This window comes from Streptomyces sp. MK7, from assembly GCF_032658145.1.
Taxonomy (GTDB): domain Bacteria; phylum Actinomycetota; class Actinomycetes; order Streptomycetales; family Streptomycetaceae; genus Streptomyces; species Streptomyces spiralis.
Window position 1 is genome coordinate 51,676 of sequence record NZ_JAVACL010000027.1, and the last position, 18,933, is coordinate 70,608.

The 18,933-nt window shown below is 72.2% G+C and carries 12 protein-coding genes; 2 read left to right on the forward strand and 10 right to left on the reverse strand.

What is annotated here, in order from left to right; translation table 11 throughout:
• Positions 1–83 precede the first annotated feature (83 nt).
• From R2S09_RS26070 to R2S09_RS26085, 4 genes are all read right to left on the reverse strand, one after another.
• Positions 84–2,075, reverse strand: a complete 1,992-nt coding sequence (locus tag R2S09_RS26070) for an ATP-dependent DNA helicase (protein ID WP_316743571.1) — start codon at positions 2,073–2,075, stop codon at positions 84–86.
• A 146-nt stretch (positions 2,076–2,221) separates the two neighbouring features.
• Entirely contained in the window at positions 2,222–3,037 is an 816-nt protein-coding gene (locus tag R2S09_RS26075; protein ID WP_316743573.1) for a GNAT family N-acetyltransferase, read from the reverse strand.
• 29 nt (positions 3,038–3,066) lie between these two features.
• On the reverse strand, positions 3,067–4,962 hold the full coding sequence (locus R2S09_RS26080; protein ID WP_316743574.1) for an IucA/IucC family protein: 1,896 nt from the start codon (positions 4,960–4,962) through the stop codon (positions 3,067–3,069).
• A 448-nt stretch (positions 4,963–5,410) separates the two neighbouring features.
• Positions 5,411–6,856 carry a diaminobutyrate--2-oxoglutarate transaminase family protein gene (locus tag R2S09_RS26085; RefSeq protein ID WP_316743575.1) on the reverse strand — a complete coding sequence of 482 codons (1,446 nt, stop codon included), beginning with the start codon at positions 6,854–6,856 and terminating at the stop codon, positions 5,411–5,413.
• A 488-nt stretch (positions 6,857–7,344) separates the two neighbouring features.
• On the opposite strand from R2S09_RS26085, the gene R2S09_RS26090 reads away from it, so the two are divergent.
• Both R2S09_RS26090 and R2S09_RS26095 read left to right on the forward strand, forming a co-directional pair.
• Entirely contained in the window at positions 7,345–8,580 is a 1,236-nt protein-coding gene (locus R2S09_RS26090; RefSeq protein ID WP_316743577.1) for a hypothetical protein, read from the forward strand.
• 275 nt (positions 8,581–8,855) lie between these two features.
• Positions 8,856–10,079 carry a serine protease gene (locus R2S09_RS26095; RefSeq protein WP_306189827.1) on the forward strand — a complete coding sequence of 408 codons (1,224 nt, stop codon included), beginning with the start codon at positions 8,856–8,858 and terminating at the stop codon, positions 10,077–10,079.
• A gap of 116 nt (positions 10,080–10,195) precedes the next feature.
• Here the strand turns inward: R2S09_RS26095 and hflX are convergent, their stop codons facing one another.
• From hflX to miaA, 6 genes are all read right to left on the reverse strand, one after another.
• On the reverse strand, positions 10,196–11,686 hold the full coding sequence (gene hflX, locus R2S09_RS26100; protein WP_316743578.1) for a GTPase HflX: 1,491 nt from the start codon (positions 11,684–11,686) through the stop codon (positions 10,196–10,198).
• Between the two features lie 283 nt (positions 11,687–11,969).
• On the reverse strand, positions 11,970–13,460 hold the full coding sequence (locus R2S09_RS26105; protein WP_316743579.1) for a M1 family metallopeptidase: 1,491 nt from the start codon (positions 13,458–13,460) through the stop codon (positions 11,970–11,972).
• A 123-nt stretch (positions 13,461–13,583) separates the two neighbouring features.
• Complete coding sequence (locus tag R2S09_RS26110) at positions 13,584–15,827, reverse strand: HD domain-containing protein (RefSeq protein WP_316743581.1); 2,244 nt, start codon at positions 15,825–15,827, stop codon at positions 13,584–13,586.
• Positions 15,828–16,126: 299 nt separating this feature from the next.
• Entirely contained in the window at positions 16,127–16,996 is an 870-nt protein-coding gene (gene dapF / locus R2S09_RS26115; protein WP_306189831.1) for a diaminopimelate epimerase, read from the reverse strand.
• Between the two features lie 135 nt (positions 16,997–17,131).
• Entirely contained in the window at positions 17,132–17,656 is a 525-nt protein-coding gene (locus R2S09_RS26120) for a hypothetical protein (RefSeq protein ID WP_306189874.1), read from the reverse strand.
• A gap of 108 nt (positions 17,657–17,764) precedes the next feature.
• Positions 17,765–18,703, reverse strand: a complete 939-nt coding sequence (gene miaA, locus R2S09_RS26125; RefSeq protein ID WP_316743583.1) for a tRNA (adenosine(37)-N6)-dimethylallyltransferase MiaA — start codon at positions 18,701–18,703, stop codon at positions 17,765–17,767.
• Between the last annotated feature and the right edge of the window lie 230 nt (positions 18,704–18,933).

Consider the following 18,933-nt stretch of genomic DNA (forward strand, 5'->3'; position numbering starts at 1 on the left):
CAGCGGCGGGCCTGTCGACCCGCCCCTTGATCGGGCCCCGGAACCCCTGCGCCGGTTCCGGGGCCCTGTTGTGCGCGCCGCGCTCACCCGGCCGCCGTCTGCTCCTCCTCCGCCTGCCGGGCCGCGGCGTCGATGGCCGCCAGCGACTTCCGCACCTGGTTGCGGTCGGTGGTGTACCAGAAGTCCGGCAGTGACGCCTTCAGATAGCCGCCGTAGCGCGCCGTGGCCAGTCGCGGATCCAGTACGGCGACCACCCCGCGGTCCCCGGACGCGCGGACGAGACGTCCGGCGCCCTGGGCCATCAGCAGGGCCGCATGGGTCGCGGCGACCGCCATGAAGCCATTGCCGCCGGCGTCCTCGACCGCCTTCTGGCGGGCGCTCATCAGCGGGTCGTCGGGGCGCGGGAAGGGGATCTTGTCCATGACGACCAGCTGACAGCTGGGGCCGGGGACGTCGACGCCCTGCCAGAGGGACAGCGTGCCGAACAGGCAGGTCTTCGGGTCCGCCGCGAAGTTCTTGATCAGCTCGCCCAGCGTCTCCTCGCCCTGGAGCAGGATCGGGAACTCGGGGATGCGCGCACGCAGCTCCTCGGCGGCGAGCTGGGCGGCCCGCATCGACGAGAACAGGCCGAGTGTGCGGCCGCCCGCCGCCTGGATCAGTTCCGTCAGCTCGTCGAGCATGTCCCCGCGGTCGCCGTCCCGCGCGGGGCGCGACAAATGCTTGGCGACGTACAGAATGCCCTGCTTGCGGTAGTCGAAGGGCGAACCGACGTCCACGCCCTTCCACTGCGGCACGTCCTCGCCCTCCGTGCCCTCCGGGGCAAGGCCGAGGGAGGCGCCGACGCCGTTGAAGTCGCCGCCGAGTTTGAGGGTCGCCGAGGTCAGGACGACGGAGCGGTCAGCGAAGAGTTTCTCGCGCAGCAGACCCGAGACGGACATGGGGGCGACGCGCAGGGAGGCGCCGAAGCGGTCGTGACGCTCGTACCAGACGACGTCCCACTCGGAACCGTTCGTGATCCGCTCCGCCACGTCGTGCACGTTCTCCACGGAGGCCAGCGCCTGTTTGCGGACCGCGTCCTCGTCCTGGACCGACTTGTCGCGGGTCGTACCGAGCGCCGAGATGACGTTGCGTGCGGCGTCCCGCAACGCCAGCAGGGCATAGCCGAGGTCCTCGGGGATCTCCTCCAGCCTGCCCGGCAGGGCCAGCTCCATCAGCCGCTCGAAACCCTCGGCGGCGGTCTGCAGCTGATCGGCGGCCTTCTCGTTGACGAGCTTCGCGGCGCGGCGCACCGCACGGTTGACCTGTCCGGGCGTGAGTTCGCCGGTGGCGACGCCGGTCACCCGTGAGACCAGCTCATGGGCCTCGTCGACGATCAGCACCTCGTGCTGCGGGAGGACCGGCGCGCCCTCGATGGCGTCGATCGCGAGCAGCGCGTGGTTGGTGACGACGACCTCGGCGAGCTTGGCGCGCTCGCGGGCCATCTCGGCGAAGCACTCGGCGCCGTAGGCGCACTTGGAGGCGCCCAGGCACTCCCGCGACGAGACCGACACCTGCCCCCAGGCGCGGTCGGAGACACCGGGTGTGAGGTCGTCACGGTCACCGGACTCCGTCTCGTCCGCCCAGTCGCGCAGCCGGAGCAGGTCCTGGCCCAGCTTGCTGGTGGGCGCGGCCGCCTCGAACTGGTCGAACAGGCCCTCGTCCTCGTCCTGCGGGACGCCCTCGTGCAGGCGGTGCAGACACAGGTAGTTCGAGCGGCCCTTGAGCATGGCGAACTCCGGGCGACGGCGCAGCAGGGGGTGCAGCGCGTCGACCGTGCGTGGCAGGTCGCGTTCCACGAGCTGGCGCTGCAGCGCGAGGGTGGCCGTCGCCACCACGACTCGCTCCCCGTGCGCGAGCGCGGGCACGAGGTAACCGAGGGACTTACCGGTACCGGTGCCGGCCTGGACCAGGAGGTGTGAGCCGTCGTCGACCGCGTCCGCGACGGCTTGGGCCATGGTCACCTGGCCGGGGCGCTCCGCACCGCCGACGGCAGCGACGGCGGCATGCAGGAGTTCGGGGAGAGAGGGCTTCGTCATAGCGCGACCACCCTACGGCTCGGGACTGACAAACGGGCGGTCGAGCCGCGGACCAGGGGGTCCGCACTTCTTCGATCGGTTCTCCGCGACGGGAACCGGACCGGACCGGCGAACGTTGCTCATTGTGACGAGGTTGCGACCGATGGTCACAGCAGCTCTCGCAAGGACCGGTCGCGGATCATGAGGGCGGCCTGCTTGTCGGGCAGGTCGACCTCGGCCGCGAAGCGGAAACCGGCGGTCAGGAAGGCAGCTACGGAGGGTGCGTTGCGAAGGTCGGGTTCCGCTACGACGCGGGAACAGCTGAGGCGTTTGTCGAGGATCAGGTCGGCCACGGCTCGGAGCAGAGCGCTGCCGAGTCCTCGGCCGCGGTCGGTGACGCTGCCGATGAGGAGGTGGACACCGGTGTCGTGGGGCCGGGCGGGATAGTGGTGGGCCAGCGGGTCGAGATCGGCCCGGTAGATCTCCCAGTAGCTCATCGGTGTGCCCTGAAGGAGGCCGAGGCAGGGGACGCTGCGTCCGTCACCGTCCAGCTGCGCGCGTAGATGGGCTTCGGTCACGCTCTGCGGTCCGGCCAGCTGCCAGTACTCGGCCACGGCCGGGTCGTTCATCCACCGGCCGATGACCGGCAGGTCTCGCCCGACCTGGACGGGGACCAGCTGGAAGGTGCCGACGGGAGTGGCGGTGACGCCCCAGTCGCCGACGCCGTCGAGGAGGTCGTCCGCGGCGGATCCAGGCGCGCTCCTCCCCGCGAAGAGTGCGACGAAGTCGTCGGGCAGGTGAAGGTCGAGCGTGTCCTCGCTGTCGGTGCCCGCCTCGGCCGGACCAGGGCGGAGATCGGTGCCGATCGCGCCCGGGACGGCCACGGCAGCGGCGGCCATGGGGATCGGTTCAGGATCGCGGTCGGGGGCACCGGTGGTGGCGGAAGCCTGGTCCGTGGCTGCGCCGGCGTCGGCGGGAGACATGGCGCGCTCCTCTCGGGAGGGGATTCGTGTCAGGAATGCAGGGGGTTCGCGATGGTGACGTAGACGGACTGGGTGTCGACCGGGCCGACGAGTTCGTCGAGGCCGTGCAGCCGGGTCAGCAGGTTGGCCTTGCAGCGCAGGACCGGCGAGTCGAGCAGGCGGGCCGGCAGGGTGGAGCGGGTACGGGCAGGACCGGAGGCGAGACCGCGGAGGAAGCGGCGGAATGCTGCCAGGAGCAGCCGTTCGTCGGCGAGCCTCTGGGAACCGAAGGCACCGATGAGACCGAAGACGTTGTTGACGGCGAGGTAGTAGCCGAAGCGCTCGTCCGTGACCTCGTCGGAGACGAAGGTGTCGCTGCGCTCGCCGATGCCGGACAGCAGGGCGTCCAGTTCCACGCGCCGGGAAGCGCGGAAGTAGTACCCCTGGTTGTCGCGGTAGCGGCCGCCGGCCGGCCAGCCGTCGGCGTTCAGCACCACCAGCGTGTTCTGCTGATGGGCCTCCAGAGCGATCCCTGCCTCACCGTCGAGCCACACCACCGGACGGATCACCTGTTCGAGATAGCGCAGGAACCACTCGGCGGCGACGGCTTCTCGCGGACGTCCGGTGCGCAGGGCGAGGCACCTGACGATGTCGGCCAGCCGGGACCGGACGAGCGGGCCGGCTCCGGCCTGGTGATACGGCCTGGGCGCGACGAGGCCGGCGACGCAGCAGACGTCGTCCGCCGGGCCGAACGGACTGTGCCGGATCATCACGTCCAGCCCCGGCACGGGGGTGCCGTCCTGGTCGTCGACGGCCAGCCAGGCCGGGTCGCGGACGATGTCGAAGCGGGGGTGCGCGGCCCGCCACCGCTGGGACAGGCCGCCGCGCAGGAGGCGGTGGACCTCGACGCCACGGTGCAGCTCTTTACGGAGGTTCTCGCGGCGGGAGTTGGTGATACGCAGGCCCAGCGACAGTTTCAGCATGGCGGGTGCGCCGGTGCGGTGAACGGTTCGTACGGAGGAGGTGGGATGCCAGGAGGGTCCGTGGGGGCCCAGGTCGCGGAGCAGTCCCGCGTCGAGCAGCGCCGCGGTTTCCGGGCGGTACCGGACGTCGCGCACCTGCCACGGGTGCAGGGGCAGGGCCGCGTATCCCTCGGGCAGCGGCAGACCCGCTCCGGCGAGTCGGGCCATGAGCCGGTCGGCTGGGACGGGCCTGCCGCTCTCGGTCCACGCCGAGTCGGTGGCGAGCACGGCGGGGGCGACCGCCATCCAGTGCAAGGGGAAGGAGCCTCGCAACTCCGGTGAGAAGGGGCGGACTTCGGCCTCGGACAGACCCTCACGGCTCTTCGGGGCCGGATGCAGCGGGTGTCCGAGTACGAGGGCCTGCTCCGCGGAGAGGAAGTGGTCGGGACCGTCGGCGGGATGTTCGCGGCGGTCGCTGAGAAAGAGGGTGGTGCGACGGACCGAGTCGGCTACGCGGGCGACAAGATCGACCGCCTCGCCAACGGCGGGAACAGCTGACGGGACGCCGGCGGGAACAGCGGGTGGGATCAGTGCTTCCCGCGCGAACAGGGTGGCGACGGTGACGGCATCGGCCGGGGCCGCGGTGTCCGGGGCGCCGGCCAGGCGGGGCAGGCCGAAGCGGTGCCAGCCGGTCGGCGACCAGTGGTGGACCGGGACGAGGAGGGCCGTACCGCTGGCCGGCAGAGGGACGCGCAGGGTGTCGTTGCCGGGGTCGGCGATGCCGGTCTCGCGCACCCAGCAGCGGAGGAGGCTCTCCAGCGCTGCGGCTTGGGCGGCCGTGTGCGGGTCGGGATCGTCCAGGAGGTCCGCGGCGGTGCGGTCCGGATGCGGAAGGTTCGGTGCGCCGTAGGGTTGGCGGGGAACCGTCTCGGTCGCACCCGGAGTGGCGGAGGGGTGACCGTGAGTTGTCGGGGTTGCGTTCAAGACGGGTCCTTGTGGGTGTCGTTCGGCTCTTCGGGACTCGGGCTCGGGGCTGCGGCTCGGGCGGTGTGGAGTTCGGGTGGTAGGGGGCTCGGGTGGTGCCGGGCCGTAGAGCTGGAGTCCGTCTGTCCTCCGGAGCGAGCCGGTCCTCCCCCGGAGTACTCCCTGGACGGCTGAGACCCGCCGTGTCCCGAGCCGGGTCATCCCGACCGGGCTCCGTCGGCTCGGGTGGCTCCGGCCGGCCTCCGCGTGGTCCGTGCGCCCAGAAGGCCGGCCGACAGGCCCGCTCGGTGGACGGCTGCCCTGGCCGACCGCCTGCGATGGCCGGCCAGTTGCCTTGGCCCGCCAACAGGCTCGGCCGACCGGCTGCCCTGACCGACAGGACCGCCGACCTGCTGGCCGTCGCGACCCGCGGCTCGGCAGCCCGGCAGCCAGGGCGGCCCCGACGGCGTTATCCCGCTCCCGCCGCGCGTCCGGAGGATCGTTGCTGTCGCCCAGATGGCCCGGTCCGGCGGTCACGGTCGGTGTGTGTCCGGACCGCCGCTTCGACCGCGTCCGCCAGCCGGTCGAGCACCGCGGCCGACTGCTCGTCGGTGATCGTCAGCGGGGGCAGGAGTCGTACGACGCTCGCATGACGTCCGCCGAGTTCGATGATCAGACCCCGTCGCAGGCATTCCCGCTGGACCGCGGCCGCGAGTCCGGGGGCCGCGGGTCCGGGCACGCGGGCCCCGGGCGACGGCGGTGTGCCGCCCTCTGCGGGAGCGGCGTCGGCCGGATCCACCAGTTCCAGGCCGATCATCAGGCCCCGTCCCCGTACCTCGCCGATGCACGGGTACTCCTCGGCCAGTGCGCCGAGTTGGGAGAGCATGCGGGAGCCCAGGGTCGCTGCGCGTTCGGCGAGGCGGTTCTCGCGGACATGGGCGAGGGTGGCGGTGCCCGCGGCCATGGCGAGTTGGTTGCCGCGGAAGGTTCCCGCGTGGGCGCCCGGTTCCCAGACGTCGAGGTCGTCGCGGTAGACCACGACGGCCAGCGGCAGACTGCCGCCGATGGCCTTGGACAGCACCATCACATCAGGTGTCACTCCGCTGTGTTCGACCCCCCAGAACGCGCCCGTGCGGCCGACCCCTGTCTGGATCTCATCGGCGATCAGCGGCACCGAGCGCTCCGCGGTGAGCCGCCGCATCCGCCGCATCCAGTCGTCCGGCGCGGGAATCACCCCGCCCTCGCCCTGGACGGGTTCGAGGATCATCCCGGCGGGCAGGGGCACACCCGACCTGGGGTCGTCCAGTACGGACTCGGTCCAGCGGGCCGCGAGTTCGGCTCCGCGGGGGCCGCCGACGCCGAACGGGCAGCGGTAGTCCTGCGGGTAGGGCAGCCGGGCGACCCGGACGTCGGGGGCGTGTCCGGAGGCGGCGAGCGCTCCGGCGGTCATCCCGTGGTAGGCACCGGCGAACGCCATGATCCCGGCGCGGCCGGTGGCGGCCCGGACGAGCTTGAACGCGGCCTCCACCGCGTCCGTCCCGGCCGGGCCGCAGAACTGCACGCGCGCGTGGCCGGCGAGCCCGGCGGGCAGGGTGCGGAACAGTTCGTCGACGAAGGCGTCCTTGACGGGTGTGGCCAGGTCGAGGGCGTGCAGCGGTGCGCCGGAGTCGAGTACCTTGCGAACGGCCTCGAGAACGACGGGATGGTTGTGCCCGAGGGCAAGGGTGCCCGCGCCCGAGAGACAGTCCAGATAGCGGCGGCCGTCCGCGCCCTCGATGGTGAGCCCACGGGCGCGGACGGGAACGATCGGCAGGGCGCGCGCGTAGGTGCGCGCCGCCGACTCGCGCGCCGACTGGCGCCGCAGGATCCCCTCGTGCAGGGCGCGTGCCCCCGCGGGCGCACACCCCGAGGGCACACACTCCCCAGAAGCACACCCCCCGGGCCCGGACCCACCGGGCCCAGACCCCCCGGGCGCAGACTCCGTCACGGTCACGGCTCCCTGTCCTCCCGCTGTCCCAAGGTGTCGGCCTCCACCTGTCCCGAGGGGCCGGCCTCCCAACTGCCGCGAGGCGTCGTCCCGCTGCCGCCTGCGGCCTGCCGGTCGGCACTGTGGTCGGCGCTGTCGGCGGCGAGTCGCACATCCGTCGGCGCGGGGGCCCGGGCGCGGACAGCAGGCCCCTCACCGTTACAACCGCCAACCGCCCATGGGGTTACGGGTTGATTCAAGATCCTTGCCGTGACGGAACCGTTGCCGTTCCGTCGGCGGTCCCCCACAGCGAGCGCATAGTGTGTGGTGCCGTTCCGCACGCTGTGAGCGCGCACGACCTCGGCCGGCCGGCTCGAGGTGGCTGCGGGGGCCACGGCGGCACCAGCAAGTCCCGTCATACCAGGGGGAGTCAGAGCATGCGACCCATACGCCCGTCCGTCACCGCTCGCCGAAGGGGGAGCGCCCGGCGCACGGGCTCCCCGGCGCTGGCCGCCCTCGCTCTGGTCTCGGCGCTGGCGCTCACCGCCACCGGCTGCAACGGGGACGACACCCACGCGGACGGCAAGCCCTCCGCGAGCGCCGACGACGCGGGTGGTTCGGGGGGCGACGGCAAGATCAAGATCCCGGACGACATCCGCAACAAGCTCAAGGAGCACGGGATCGACCTCGACAAGTGGAAGAACGGGGCCTGGAAGAACTGGGACAAGGACGACTGGCTGCGCGAGGCCAACGACTTCATCAACCCGATCATCCAGGGCCTGTGGGACCCGGACCGGATGCGCCGGGCCGAGGACCCGGACAAGGGAGTCGACGACAGCGACATCTCCGGTGACCAGGGTGTCACCGACCCGACCCCGGCGCCGGTGAAGGCACAGGCGGTGGCGCCGCCCTACCACACCAACGCCGCGACGGCGGGCAAGCTCTTCTTCGACTCCCCCGAGGGCACGATGGTCTGCTCGGCGACGGTGGTCGAGGATCCGGCCCACCCGGGCAAGTCCGACCTCGTGTGGACGGCCGGCCATTGTGTGCACGCCGGCAAGAAGGGCGGCTGGTACCGCAACATGGCGTTCGTGCCGTCGTACAACAACGCGGGCAAGAGCGCGGCCCAGTTGCAGAACGCCACCAGGGAGGAGGTCGCTCCGTACGGTGTGTGGTGGGTCGACTGGGCGCAGACCTCCGACCAGTGGATCGAGCAGGGCGGTGCGACCGGCGGGCAGGGCGCGTCGTACGACTTCGCCGTCATGCATGTGACGCCGGAGAAGGGCGGCAGCGGCAAGTCGCTGGAGGAGACGGTCGGTTCGGCGCTGCCGGTGAACTTCAATGCCCCGGCCGTGCCGAAGGTGGAGAGCATCACCGCGACCGGCTACCCGGCCGCGCCGCCGTACGACGGCCAGTTGCTGTACCAGTGCCAGGACAAGCCGGGACGGCTGTCGGTCAAGGCCTCCGACCCGACGATGTACCGCATCGGCTGCACCATGACCGGTGGTTCGTCCGGGGGCGGATGGGTCGAGAGGGGCGCGGACGGCAAGCCCGCGCTGGTGTCCAACACCTCGATCGGCCCGGTGACGTCGGGCTGGCTGGCCGGTCCGCGGCTGGGTCCGGTGGCCAAGGGCGTGTACGACTCGGTCAGCGAGAAGTTCGCCGGGCAGTGAGAAGGGCCCGGTGAACGCCGGGAGGCTTCGCCGACGGCGGTGGGGTGTCCGACGGAAACCTTCACCAGCCCACCGCCGATGGCACTCATCCGCACCTGCACAGTGGGGTGTCGCTCCCCGGCCGGTTCCCGCGCACAGCGCACGGGGACCGTCGTCGGCGCGGCCTGACAAGCACATGACATCAAGCACATCGTGAGCCGCGCGGCCGTCAGGCACGGCGCGCGCGGCAGGCGGACGAACCACAGGCAAACCAACCAACGGGGGTTCTACGAACCATGCGTTCCACACGTACGCCGTCCGCGCTCCGGCGCGGGCGCCGGCGCGCCGTCCTCGCCGCCACGGCCCTGGCCGCGACGCTGACGCTCACCGCGACCGCCTGCGACGACTCGGGCAAGGACGACGCGAGCGGCAAGCCGGGCGCCACCGCTTCGCAGGCCGCCGGAGACGGCAGCGGTGGCGGTGACGGCAAGGTCCACGTCCCCGCCGACATCGCGAACCGGCTCAAGGAGCACGGGATCGATGTCGGCCAGTGGCAGAAGGGCGGCTGGAAGGACTGGGACAAGGACAAGTGGCTCAGCGCCGCCAAGGACTTCGTCAACCCGGTGATCAAGGGGTTGTGGAAGCCCGAGCGGATGAAGTCAGCCAAGGAGGCCAACAAGACGGTCTCCACCAAGGACGCCGCCGCCGACCAGGGCGTCAGCGACCCGGCGCCGCCGCCTGTGCAGGCCCAGGCCGAGAAGACCCCGTACCACGAGCACGCCGCTCCGGTCGGCAAGGTGTTCTTCGACTCGCCCGAGGGTTCGATGGTCTGTTCCGGCACGGTCGTCAAGGACGTCAACCATCCGGGCAAGTCCAATCTGGTGTGGACGGCGGGCCACTGTGTACACGCCGGCCAGGGCGGCGGCTGGTACCGCAACATCGTGTTCGTCCCGGCCTACAACGACCTCGGCAAGTCCGCGTCCGAGCTGAGCGACGCCGGCGCGTCCCAGGTCGCCCCGTACGGCGCCTGGTGGGCCGACTGGGCCTCCACCTCGAACCAGTGGATCCAGGGCGGCTCGGAGACGGGCGGCGCGGGAGCGGCGTACGACTACGCCGTGCTGCACGTGAAGCCGGAGTCCGGCTCGAAGTCGCTGGAGGAGACCGTCGGGGCCGCGCTGGACGTGGACTTCTCCGCGCCGTCGGCCACCGAGGTCACCACGATGGGCGCCTGGGGCTACCCGGCCGCGCCGCCCTACAACGGTCTGAGGATGTTCCGGTGCCTGGACCGGCCGGGCCGGTTCTCGCTCAGTCCGTCCCTGCCGACGATGTACCGCATCGGCTGCACCATGACCGGTGGCTCGTCCGGCGGCGGCTGGTTCCGCGTGGTGGGCGGGAAGACCGAACTGGTCTCCAACACCTCGATCGGCCCGTCCGACAACACCTGGCTCGCGGGCCCGCAGCTGGGCCGGGGCGCCGAGGCGCTGTACGAGAACATGAGCAGGACGTACGGCGGCCGGTGACACCGGAGGCATGACGAGGGCCCGCCCCTGCGACAGGGAGCGGGCCCTTGTGCTGTGCGCCGGACCGAGGTGGCACGGTGCGCCGGAGCCGGCCGGCGCACCCGGGCCGGAGCGGCTCAGAGCGCGGCAGCCGGCACGTACGGCGCCAGGTCCGCCGCGAGCTCCTCGTGCACCCGGGCCTTGAGCAGGGTGCCCTCCGCGGTGTGCTCCTCGGAGATCACCTCGCCCTCGGTGTGGGCGCGCGCGACCAGCTTGCCGTGGGTGTACGGCACGAGCGCCTCGATCTCGACGGACGGCCGGGGCAGCTCGTTGTCGATCAGGGCGCGCAGCTCGGCGATGCCCCGGCCGGTGCGGGCCGAGACGGCGATCGAGTGCTTCTCGATCCGCAGCAGCCGCTGGAGCACCAGCGGGTCCGCCGCGTCCGCCTTGTTGATCACGACGATCTCGGGTACGTCGGTGGCGCCCACGTCCCTGATCACCTCGCGCACGGCGGCCAGCTGCTCCTCCGGGTTCGGGTGCGAGCCGTCCACGACGTGCAGGATCAGGTCGGAGTCGCCGACCTCCTCCATGGTGGAGCGGAACGCCTCGACCAGGTGGTGCGGCAGGTGCCGGACGAATCCGACGGTGTCGGCCAGCGTGTACAGCCGCCCGCTCGGGGTCTCGGCCCGGCGCACGGTCGGGTCCAGGGTCGCGAACAGCGCGTTCTCGACCAGGACGCCCGCGCCGGTGAGGCGGTTGAGCAGGGAGGACTTTCCCGCGTTGGTGTAACCCGCGATGGCGACGGAGGGGACCTTGTGACGGCGCCGCTCCTGGCGCTTGATCTCGCGGCCGGTCTTCATCTCCGCGATCTCCCGGCGCATCTTCGCCATCTTCTCGCGGATCCGGCGCCGGTCCGTCTCGATCTTGGTCTCACCGGGACCACGCGTGGCGAGTCCGCCGCTGCCGCCGCCCATCTGGCGGGACAGGGACTGACCCCAGCCGCGCAGCCTCGGCAGCATGTACTGCATCTGCGCGAGCGCGACCTGCGCCTTGCCCTCCCGGGACTTGGCGTGCTGGGCGAAGATGTCCAGGATCAGGGCCGTACGGTCGATGACCTTGACCTTGACGACGTCCTCGAGGTGGATCAGCTGACCCGGGCTGAGCTCACCGTCGCAGATGACGGTGTCCGCGCCCGTCTCCAGGACGATGTCGCGCAGCTCGTCGGCCTTGCCGGAGCCGATGTAGGTGGCCGCGTCGGGCTTGTCGCGGCGCTGGATCACACCGTCCAGCACGACCGCGCCGGCGGTCTCCGCGAGGGCGGCGAGCTCGGCCAGCGAATTCTCCGCGTCCTGCACGGTCCCCGAGGTCCAGACGCCGACGAGGACGACCCGCTCCAGGCGGAGCTGACGGTACTCGACCTCGGTGACGTCCTCGAGCTCGGTGGAGAGGCCCGCGACACGGCGCAGGGCCGCGCGCTCGGAGCGGTCGAACTGGTCGCCGTCCCGCTCTCCGTCGATCTCGTGGCTCCAGGCGACGTCCTCTTCCATCAGGGCATCGGCCCGAAGACCTTCGGCGTAGGTGTGCGCAAGGCGCTCGGTGGCCTGGGAAGAGGAAGAAGAGGAGGTCATTGGGTCCTTACGTCGTTGGGAATCCGTGGTGCGGCGACGGAGCCGTGGAGAGTCCGACGGGCTGTCCGCGGCAGTTCCGTCACTGCTGTCAACGCACGAGTGCCCCGGGAGATTCCCCGTGCACCCTGCCGTGCCGACCCGAAGATGGTCGCACGGGACGGCCCGTCTCGTCACGGTGTTATTTCTCCGCCGCGGCGGCCGCTTCCGCACCGTCGCCGGCAGCCCTTCCCACCGTCCGCGGCGACGGAGTGGCCTGCCACGGTCACTTCCTCGCCGGCCACGGTCACCGCTTCATCGTCCTCGGCGCGTTCTTCTGCCGTGGGGCGGGCTTCCAGTCCGGGTGGCCGGGCATCGGCGGGGTCTTCGCGCCGTACAGCCAGGCCTTGAAGAAGCCGCTCAGGTCGCGTCCGGCGACGTCCGAGGCCAGCCGTACGAAGTCGGCAGTGGTCACCGTGGAGTCCCGGTTGCCGCGCGCCCAGGCGCGCTCCAGGCGTTCGAACGCCGCCTCGCCGATCTGCCGGCGCAGCGCGTACAGGACGAGGGCCGCGCCGTCGTAGACGTTCGCGCGGAAGATCCCGATCTTCTGGCCGGGCGCCGGCGGCTTGGGCCGCGCGGGCGGGCCTCCGGCCTCGCGCCACTGGTCGGAGGCCCCGTAGGCGGCCTTCATCCGGGCCTCCACGGACTTGTGCGCCTTCTCCTCCGCGTACAGGGCCTCGTACCAGGTGGCGTGCCCCTCGTTGAGCCACAGGTCCGACCAGGCGCGCGGGGTGACGCTGTCGCCGAACCACTGGTGGGACAGCTCGTGCACCATCACCGACTCCACGTACCACTTCGGGTAGACGGGGTCGGTGAACAGATCTCTCTCGAAGAGGGAGAGCGTCTGTGTCTCGAGTTCGAAACCGGTGGCGGCCGAGGCCATGAGCAGGCCGTACGTCTCGAAGGGGTAGCGACCGACCTTGCTCTCCATCCAGGCGATCTGGTCCGGGGTCTTGGCGAGCCACGGTTCGAGCGCCTTGCGGTCCTTGCTGGGGACGACGTCGCGGACGGGCAGACCGTGCGGGCCGGTGCGGTGCAGCACGGTGGAGCGGCCGATGGAGACCTGGGCCAGTTCGGTGGCCATGGGGTGCCGGGTGCGGTACGTCCAGGTGGTCCGGCCGCCGGCCCGGGCGACACCCTCCGGCAGGCCGTTGGCGACGGCGGTGTACCCGTCGGGGGCGGTGACCCGGATGGTGAACAGCGCCTTGTCGGAGGGGTGGTCGTTGCACGGGAACACCAGGTGCGCGGCGTCGGCCTGGTTGGCCAGGGCGAGGCCGTCCGTGGTGCGCACCCAGCCGCCGTCCAGGCCCTTCGCCGACGCGGGGTCGCTGGTGTGGTGCACGGTGATCCGCGTCAGGCCGTACTCGGGCAGCGGGGCCTTCGGGGTGACCACGAGGTCCTCACCGGCGGTGGTGAACTCGGCCGGCCGGCCGTCGACCTCCACGGAGGTGACCTTGCCGTGCCCGAAGTCGAGGTTCACGCTCCGCAGCGTCCTCGTCACGCGGGCGTCGATCGTGGTGACGGCCTGGAGCGGCTTGCGGTTGTCGCCGGAGTAGGTGAAGGAGAGGTCGTACGACGCCACGTCGTAGCCGGGGTTGCCCAGATACGGGAACAACCGGTCGCCGATGCCGAGCGGGGCGGGCGGGGCGCTCGCGGCGAGGAGGCAGACGGAGACGGCGGACGCGAGAACGGTCGCCTTCAGGCGACGCATGGGGCGGTGACGGAGAGTGCGCGGCATGGACCCACGGCTATCAGCGCCCGGCGGTGGTGCGACGACGACGCGCGCCCGGCCCACCCGAACGGGGCCCTCCAGGTTGCGGACAGGGGTGGCATCCCCGGCGCAGACCCGTCCCCCCTCGGTTCAGCTCCCCGGCGGTTGGGGCTGCGGCTGGGTTCGGCTGACGTCGTAGACGCCCGGGACGTTGCGCATCGCCCGCATGAGGGCGGGCAGGCGGGCGGCGTCGGGGAGCTGCAGGGTGTAGGTGTGGTGGACGCGCTGCTGGGTCGGCGGGGCCACGGTCGCCGAGACGATCTCGACGCCCTCCAGGGCGATGGCCTCCGTCAGGTCGGCGAGCAGACGGGGGCGGCCGAACGATTCGGCGAGCAGCGTGACACGGCACGCGGTGGTATCGCCCCAGCGCACGCCGACCTCGGGGCGCCCCGCGTCCGTCATCTGCGTCACCGTGGCGCACGCGACGCGGTGCACGGTCACCACTCCCCCGCGGACGGCGAACGCGGTGATCTCGTCCGGCGGCACGGGTGTGCAGCACCCGGCGAGCCGCACGGTCGCGCGGGGCTGGTCGACGATGACGGCGCTCGCCGCCGGGGACAGGCCGCCGCGCGTGTCCGGCAGGGGCCCGTCCGCCCCGTCGGACCTTCCGGGTTCCTCCGCCGTGGCCGCGGCGGCCGGGGGCGCCCCGTCGACGGCCGCGGGAGTGACCCCCGGAACCTCGCTCCCGGCGTCCGGGCCACCCGGCGTGGCCCGCCCGGCGGTCCCCGCCGCGTCGTCGGCCGCCGCCGGATGCGCCGCCAGCCATCGCTGGATGGCGATCCGGGCGGCGGGGGTGTGGGCGTGGTCCAGCCATTCCCTGGACGGCTCGGAGGCGGGGTCCTGGCCCATGAGGAGCTGGACGGTGTCGCCGTCCCTCAGGACGGTGCTGAGCGTCGCCAGGCGGCCGTTGACGCGGGCGCCGATGCAGGCGTGGGCGTCCTCGCCGTACTGCGCGTAGGCCGCGTCCACGCAGGTCGCGCCCTCGGGCAGGCCCAGCGTGCCGCCGTCGGGCCGGAAGACGGTGATCTCGCGGTCCTGGGCGAGGTCCTCGCGCAGCGTGGACCAGAAGGTGTCGGGGTCGGGTGCCGCCCGCTGCCAGTCGAGGAGGCGGGAGAGCCAGCCGGGACGGGTGGGGTCGACGCGCTCGCCGTCGCCCGTCGACTGCTCCTCCGAAGGAGGAGCGTAGGGATTGCCGAGCGCGACGACGCCGGCCTCGGCGACCTTGTGCATCTGGTGGGTGCGGATGAGTACTTCGACGACCTGGCCGTCCTCCCGGGCGACGGCCGTGTGCAGCGACTGGTAGAGGTTGAACTTGGGTACGGCGATGAAGTCCTTGAACTCCGAGACGACCGGCGTCATACAGGTGTGCAGCTCGCCGAGGACCCCGTAGCAGTCGGCGTCCTCGTTCACCAGCACGAGCAGCCGGCCGAAATCGCAGCCGCGCAGCCGGCCGCGTTTACGGGCGACGCGGTGCACGGACACGAAGTGCCGCGGTCTGACGAGGACTTCGGCGGAGATGTCGGCCTCGCGCAGCACACCGCGGACCTGCTCGGCGACCTCGGTGAGCGGGTCGCCCGGCCGGGCCGCGTTCTCGGCGATCAACTCCCGTGTGCACTCGTACTCCTCCGGGTGCAGGATCGCGAAGACCAGGTCCTCCAGTTCGGTCTTGAGCGCCTGCACGCCGAGCCGTTCGGCGAGCGGGATGAGCACGTCCCTGGTCACCTTGGCGATGCGGGCCTGTTTCTCGGGGCGCATGACGCCGAGCGTGCGCATGTTGTGCAGCCGGTCGGCCAGTTTGATCGACATCACGCGGACGTCGTTGCCGGTGGCGACGAGCATCTTGCGGAAGGTCTCGGGCTCGGCCGCGGCGCCGTAGTCGACCTTCTCCAGCTTGGTGACGCCGTCGACGAGGTAGCGGACCTCCTCCCCGAACTGCTCGCCGACCTGGTCGAGCGTCACGTCGGTGTCCTCGACGGTGTCGTGCAGGAGGGAGGCGGTCAACGTCGTCGTCTCGGCGCCGAGTTCGGCGAGGATCAGAGTGACGGCGAGCGGATGCGTGATGTACGGCTCGCCGCTCTTGCGCATCTGGCCGCGGTGCGAGGACTCGGCCAGGACGTAGGCGCGGCGCAGCGGTTCGAGGTCCGCGTCGGGGAAGTGGGCGCGGTGTGCCTCGGCCACGTGGCCGATGGCGTCGGGCAGCCGGTCGCGGGCGGCCGGGCCGAGCAGCGCGGCGCGGCCGAGGCGGCGCAGGTCGATCCGCGGGCGGGCCCTCCTGCGGGGCGCCGCGGGCGCCACCGGGCCCGGGGCCGCGGGATTCGTGGCATCCGCACTCATGGGCACCTCCGGCTGCGTGGACCGGCGGACGGGGTGCCCCAGGGCGTACTCGGCTCAGGGGTTGGCGTCGGATCCCCCGTCCGGGCCGGTGCTTGATGCTACCGAGCCCAGCACACCGGGCCGACCGCCTCTCGGAGAGCGTGAAACGGATCACCCATTCGAGCGACAGATCGGAGGTTTACGATTTCTGGCCACCTGACAGGACGTCGGCCGTGGATTCGCTCCCGTGCCCGCGCTCCGGGCATGGTTCCTGTGCCGTATCCGGCTCGCAACCCCCGCTGGGTGTGTGCCGCGGGTGCTCAACCGGCCGCTGTTTCCAGCCACTCCGCGTCGATCGCGCCCTCGGCGACGATCACCGCGGGGCCGGTCATCTCGATCTCGCCGTCCGGACGCTCGGTGATCACCAGCGTTCCGCCGGGCACGTCCACCGTGTAGGTGGCCGGGGAGCCGGTGACGGCCGGGTCGGCTCCGTCGCGCCGGGCGGCCGCCACGGCGACGGCACAGGCGCCCGTGCCGCACGAGCGGGTCTCGCCGGCGCCGCGCTCGTGCACGCGCATCGCGACGTGCCGGGGGCCGCGGTCGACCACGAACTCGACGTTCACCCCGTCCGGGTAGGCGGCGGCCGGGCTGAACGGGGGCGGGGAGTACAGGTCGCCGGCGTCGGCGAGGTCGTCGACGAAGGCGACCGCGTGCGGATTGCCCATGTTCACGTTCCGCGCGGGCCAGCTGTGCCGCCCGACACTGACCGTGACCTCCTGCTCGGGCAGCCGCGCCCGGCCCATGCCGACGGTGACGTCGCCGTCTTTGGCGAGGTGCACCGTCTTCACGCCGCCGCGGGTGGCGATCGCGAGGTCGCCCTCGGCCACGTGCCCGGCGTGCTGGAGATAGCGCGCGAACACCCGTACGCCGTTGCCGCACATCTCCGCGATGGAGCCGTCGCCGTTGCGGTAGTCCATGAACCACTCGGCCTCGGCGGCCATCTCCCGGGCCTCGGGGTGCGCGGCCGACCGGACGACGTGCAGCACCCCGTCGCCGCCGATGCCCGCGCGCCGGTCGCACAGGGCGGCGACCGCTGCCGGGGACAGCTCGACGGTGTTCTCCGGGTCGGGGATGATCACGAAGTCGTTCTCCGTGCCGTGACCCTTGAGGAAGGCGATGCGGGTGCTCATGCCTCGATCGTACGGGGTGGGTACGACAACCCGGTGGCCACCGGGCGAGGGACGAGGCGCCCCACGGCGGCGGGCGCACGTGGAGGGCGGCAGCGGTGGGGGCGGCAGCCGTGGACGCCGGCCGACGCGACCGGACTAACGCAGCCGGGCGACCCGCCAGACGGCGAGGACCACGACGACCGCGACGAGCAGCACATAGGCGCCGATCAGCCGCCAGTCGGGACGTCCGCCGGCACCGCGCGGCGGCAGGCCCGGCCAGGTGTACCCCACGCGCCGGGCGGCCATCATGCCCCAGCCTGCCGCGCAGGAGCAGATCAGCAGCCCCAGCATGGCGATCATCGCACCGCTGTCGCCGTCGAAGGCCAGCGGGAAGGCGAACATCAGCGAGCCGACGGCGGCCAGTCCCACGATGGGGGCGAGCTGCCAGATACGCAGGCGCCGCTGCGGTCGCAGCTCGACCTCCACCTCGGGCCCGGCGAACATCTCCTCGGGCTCCGGGCCGTCCGCGGTCACGCCGTCCTGCGTGTCGTCGGGCCCGTCGGGGCTCAGCGGGTCCTCGTCCGGTTCCGCACCGGCGCGCTCCATGGTGATGCGCTCGGTGCCGTGCGCGGCATGTGCGCCGCGTGCGCCTTGTGCGGTGTCGCGAGGGCCGGCCTCCATCGCCACGCGCCCTCCCAACTAGGACTCCACTTGGTCGATCGAAGCTCGATGATGGCACGGTCCCGGAGGCCCGGATGACGGCCTGGGCGTCCCGATGCCATCACGTGATCAGGCTGTAACCGGTCGTTCGACCAACGCCAGCGCGAGGTGCGGAAGTTCCGGGAGGTCCGCGGCGGCCCCGCTCAGCCAGTGCACGCGCGGGTCGCGCCGGAACCAGGAGTCCTGACGGCGCGCGAAGCGCTTGGTGGCGCGTACGGTCTCGGCGCGCGCCTCCTCCAGCGTGCACTCCCCGGCGAGCGCCGCGAGCACCTGCTGGTAGCCGAGCGCCCGGGAGGCCGTACGCCCCTCCCGCAGACCCTGCGCCTCCAGCGCGCGCACCTCCTCCACGAGACCCGCCTCCCACATGCGGTCGACCCGGCGCGCGATGCGCTCGTCGAGCTCGGGCCGCGCCACGTCGACGCCGATCTGAACGGTGTCGTAGACGGAGTCGTGTCCCGGGAGGTTGGCCGTGAACGGCCGGCCGGTGATCTCGATCACTTCCAGCGCCCGGACGATACGGCGGCCGTTGCTGGGCAGAATCGCCCGCGCGGCCTCCGGGTCGGCGGCGGCCAGGCGGGCGTGGAGCGCCCCGGAGCCGCGCAGCGCGAGCTCCTCCTCCAGGCGTGCCCGCACGGCCGGGTCGGTGCCGGGGAACTCCAGGTTGTCCACGGCCCCGCGGACGTAGAGGCCGGAGCCGCCGACCAGGACCGGCCAGCGTCCCTCGGCGAGCAGGGCGTCGATGTGCTGCCTCGCGAGCCGCTGGTACTCGGCGACGGAGGCCGTGACCGTCACGTCCCAGATGTCCAGGAGGTGGTGCGGTACGCCGCCGCGCTCCTCGGGCGTCAGCTTCGCGGTGCCGATGTCCATCCCTCGGTAGAGCTGCATGGAGTCGGCGTTGACGACCTCTCCACCGAGGCGCTGGGCCAGGAAGACACCGAGGTCGGACTTTCCGGCCGCGGTGGGGCCGACGACGGCGATGACGCGGGGGGCGGGGGGTGCGCTGCTCACCGCACCAGTTTCGCAAACCTCCCGCGGGCCCCTCGAACGAGTTACGTGACGGCACGCGCGCGGGGTCGTTGCCCGTTGCGAGGTTCACGCGGCCGGATTCCGGCGGGCGGTGGTCCGGGCAGCGGGGACGGACACACCGGGCTACGCGGTTTCGCCCGCACGAGTAACGTATGGAGTTGATATGGGCGTTTTTGCGCGACTTTTCCGGAGGTCGAGGGCTACGGAGTCGA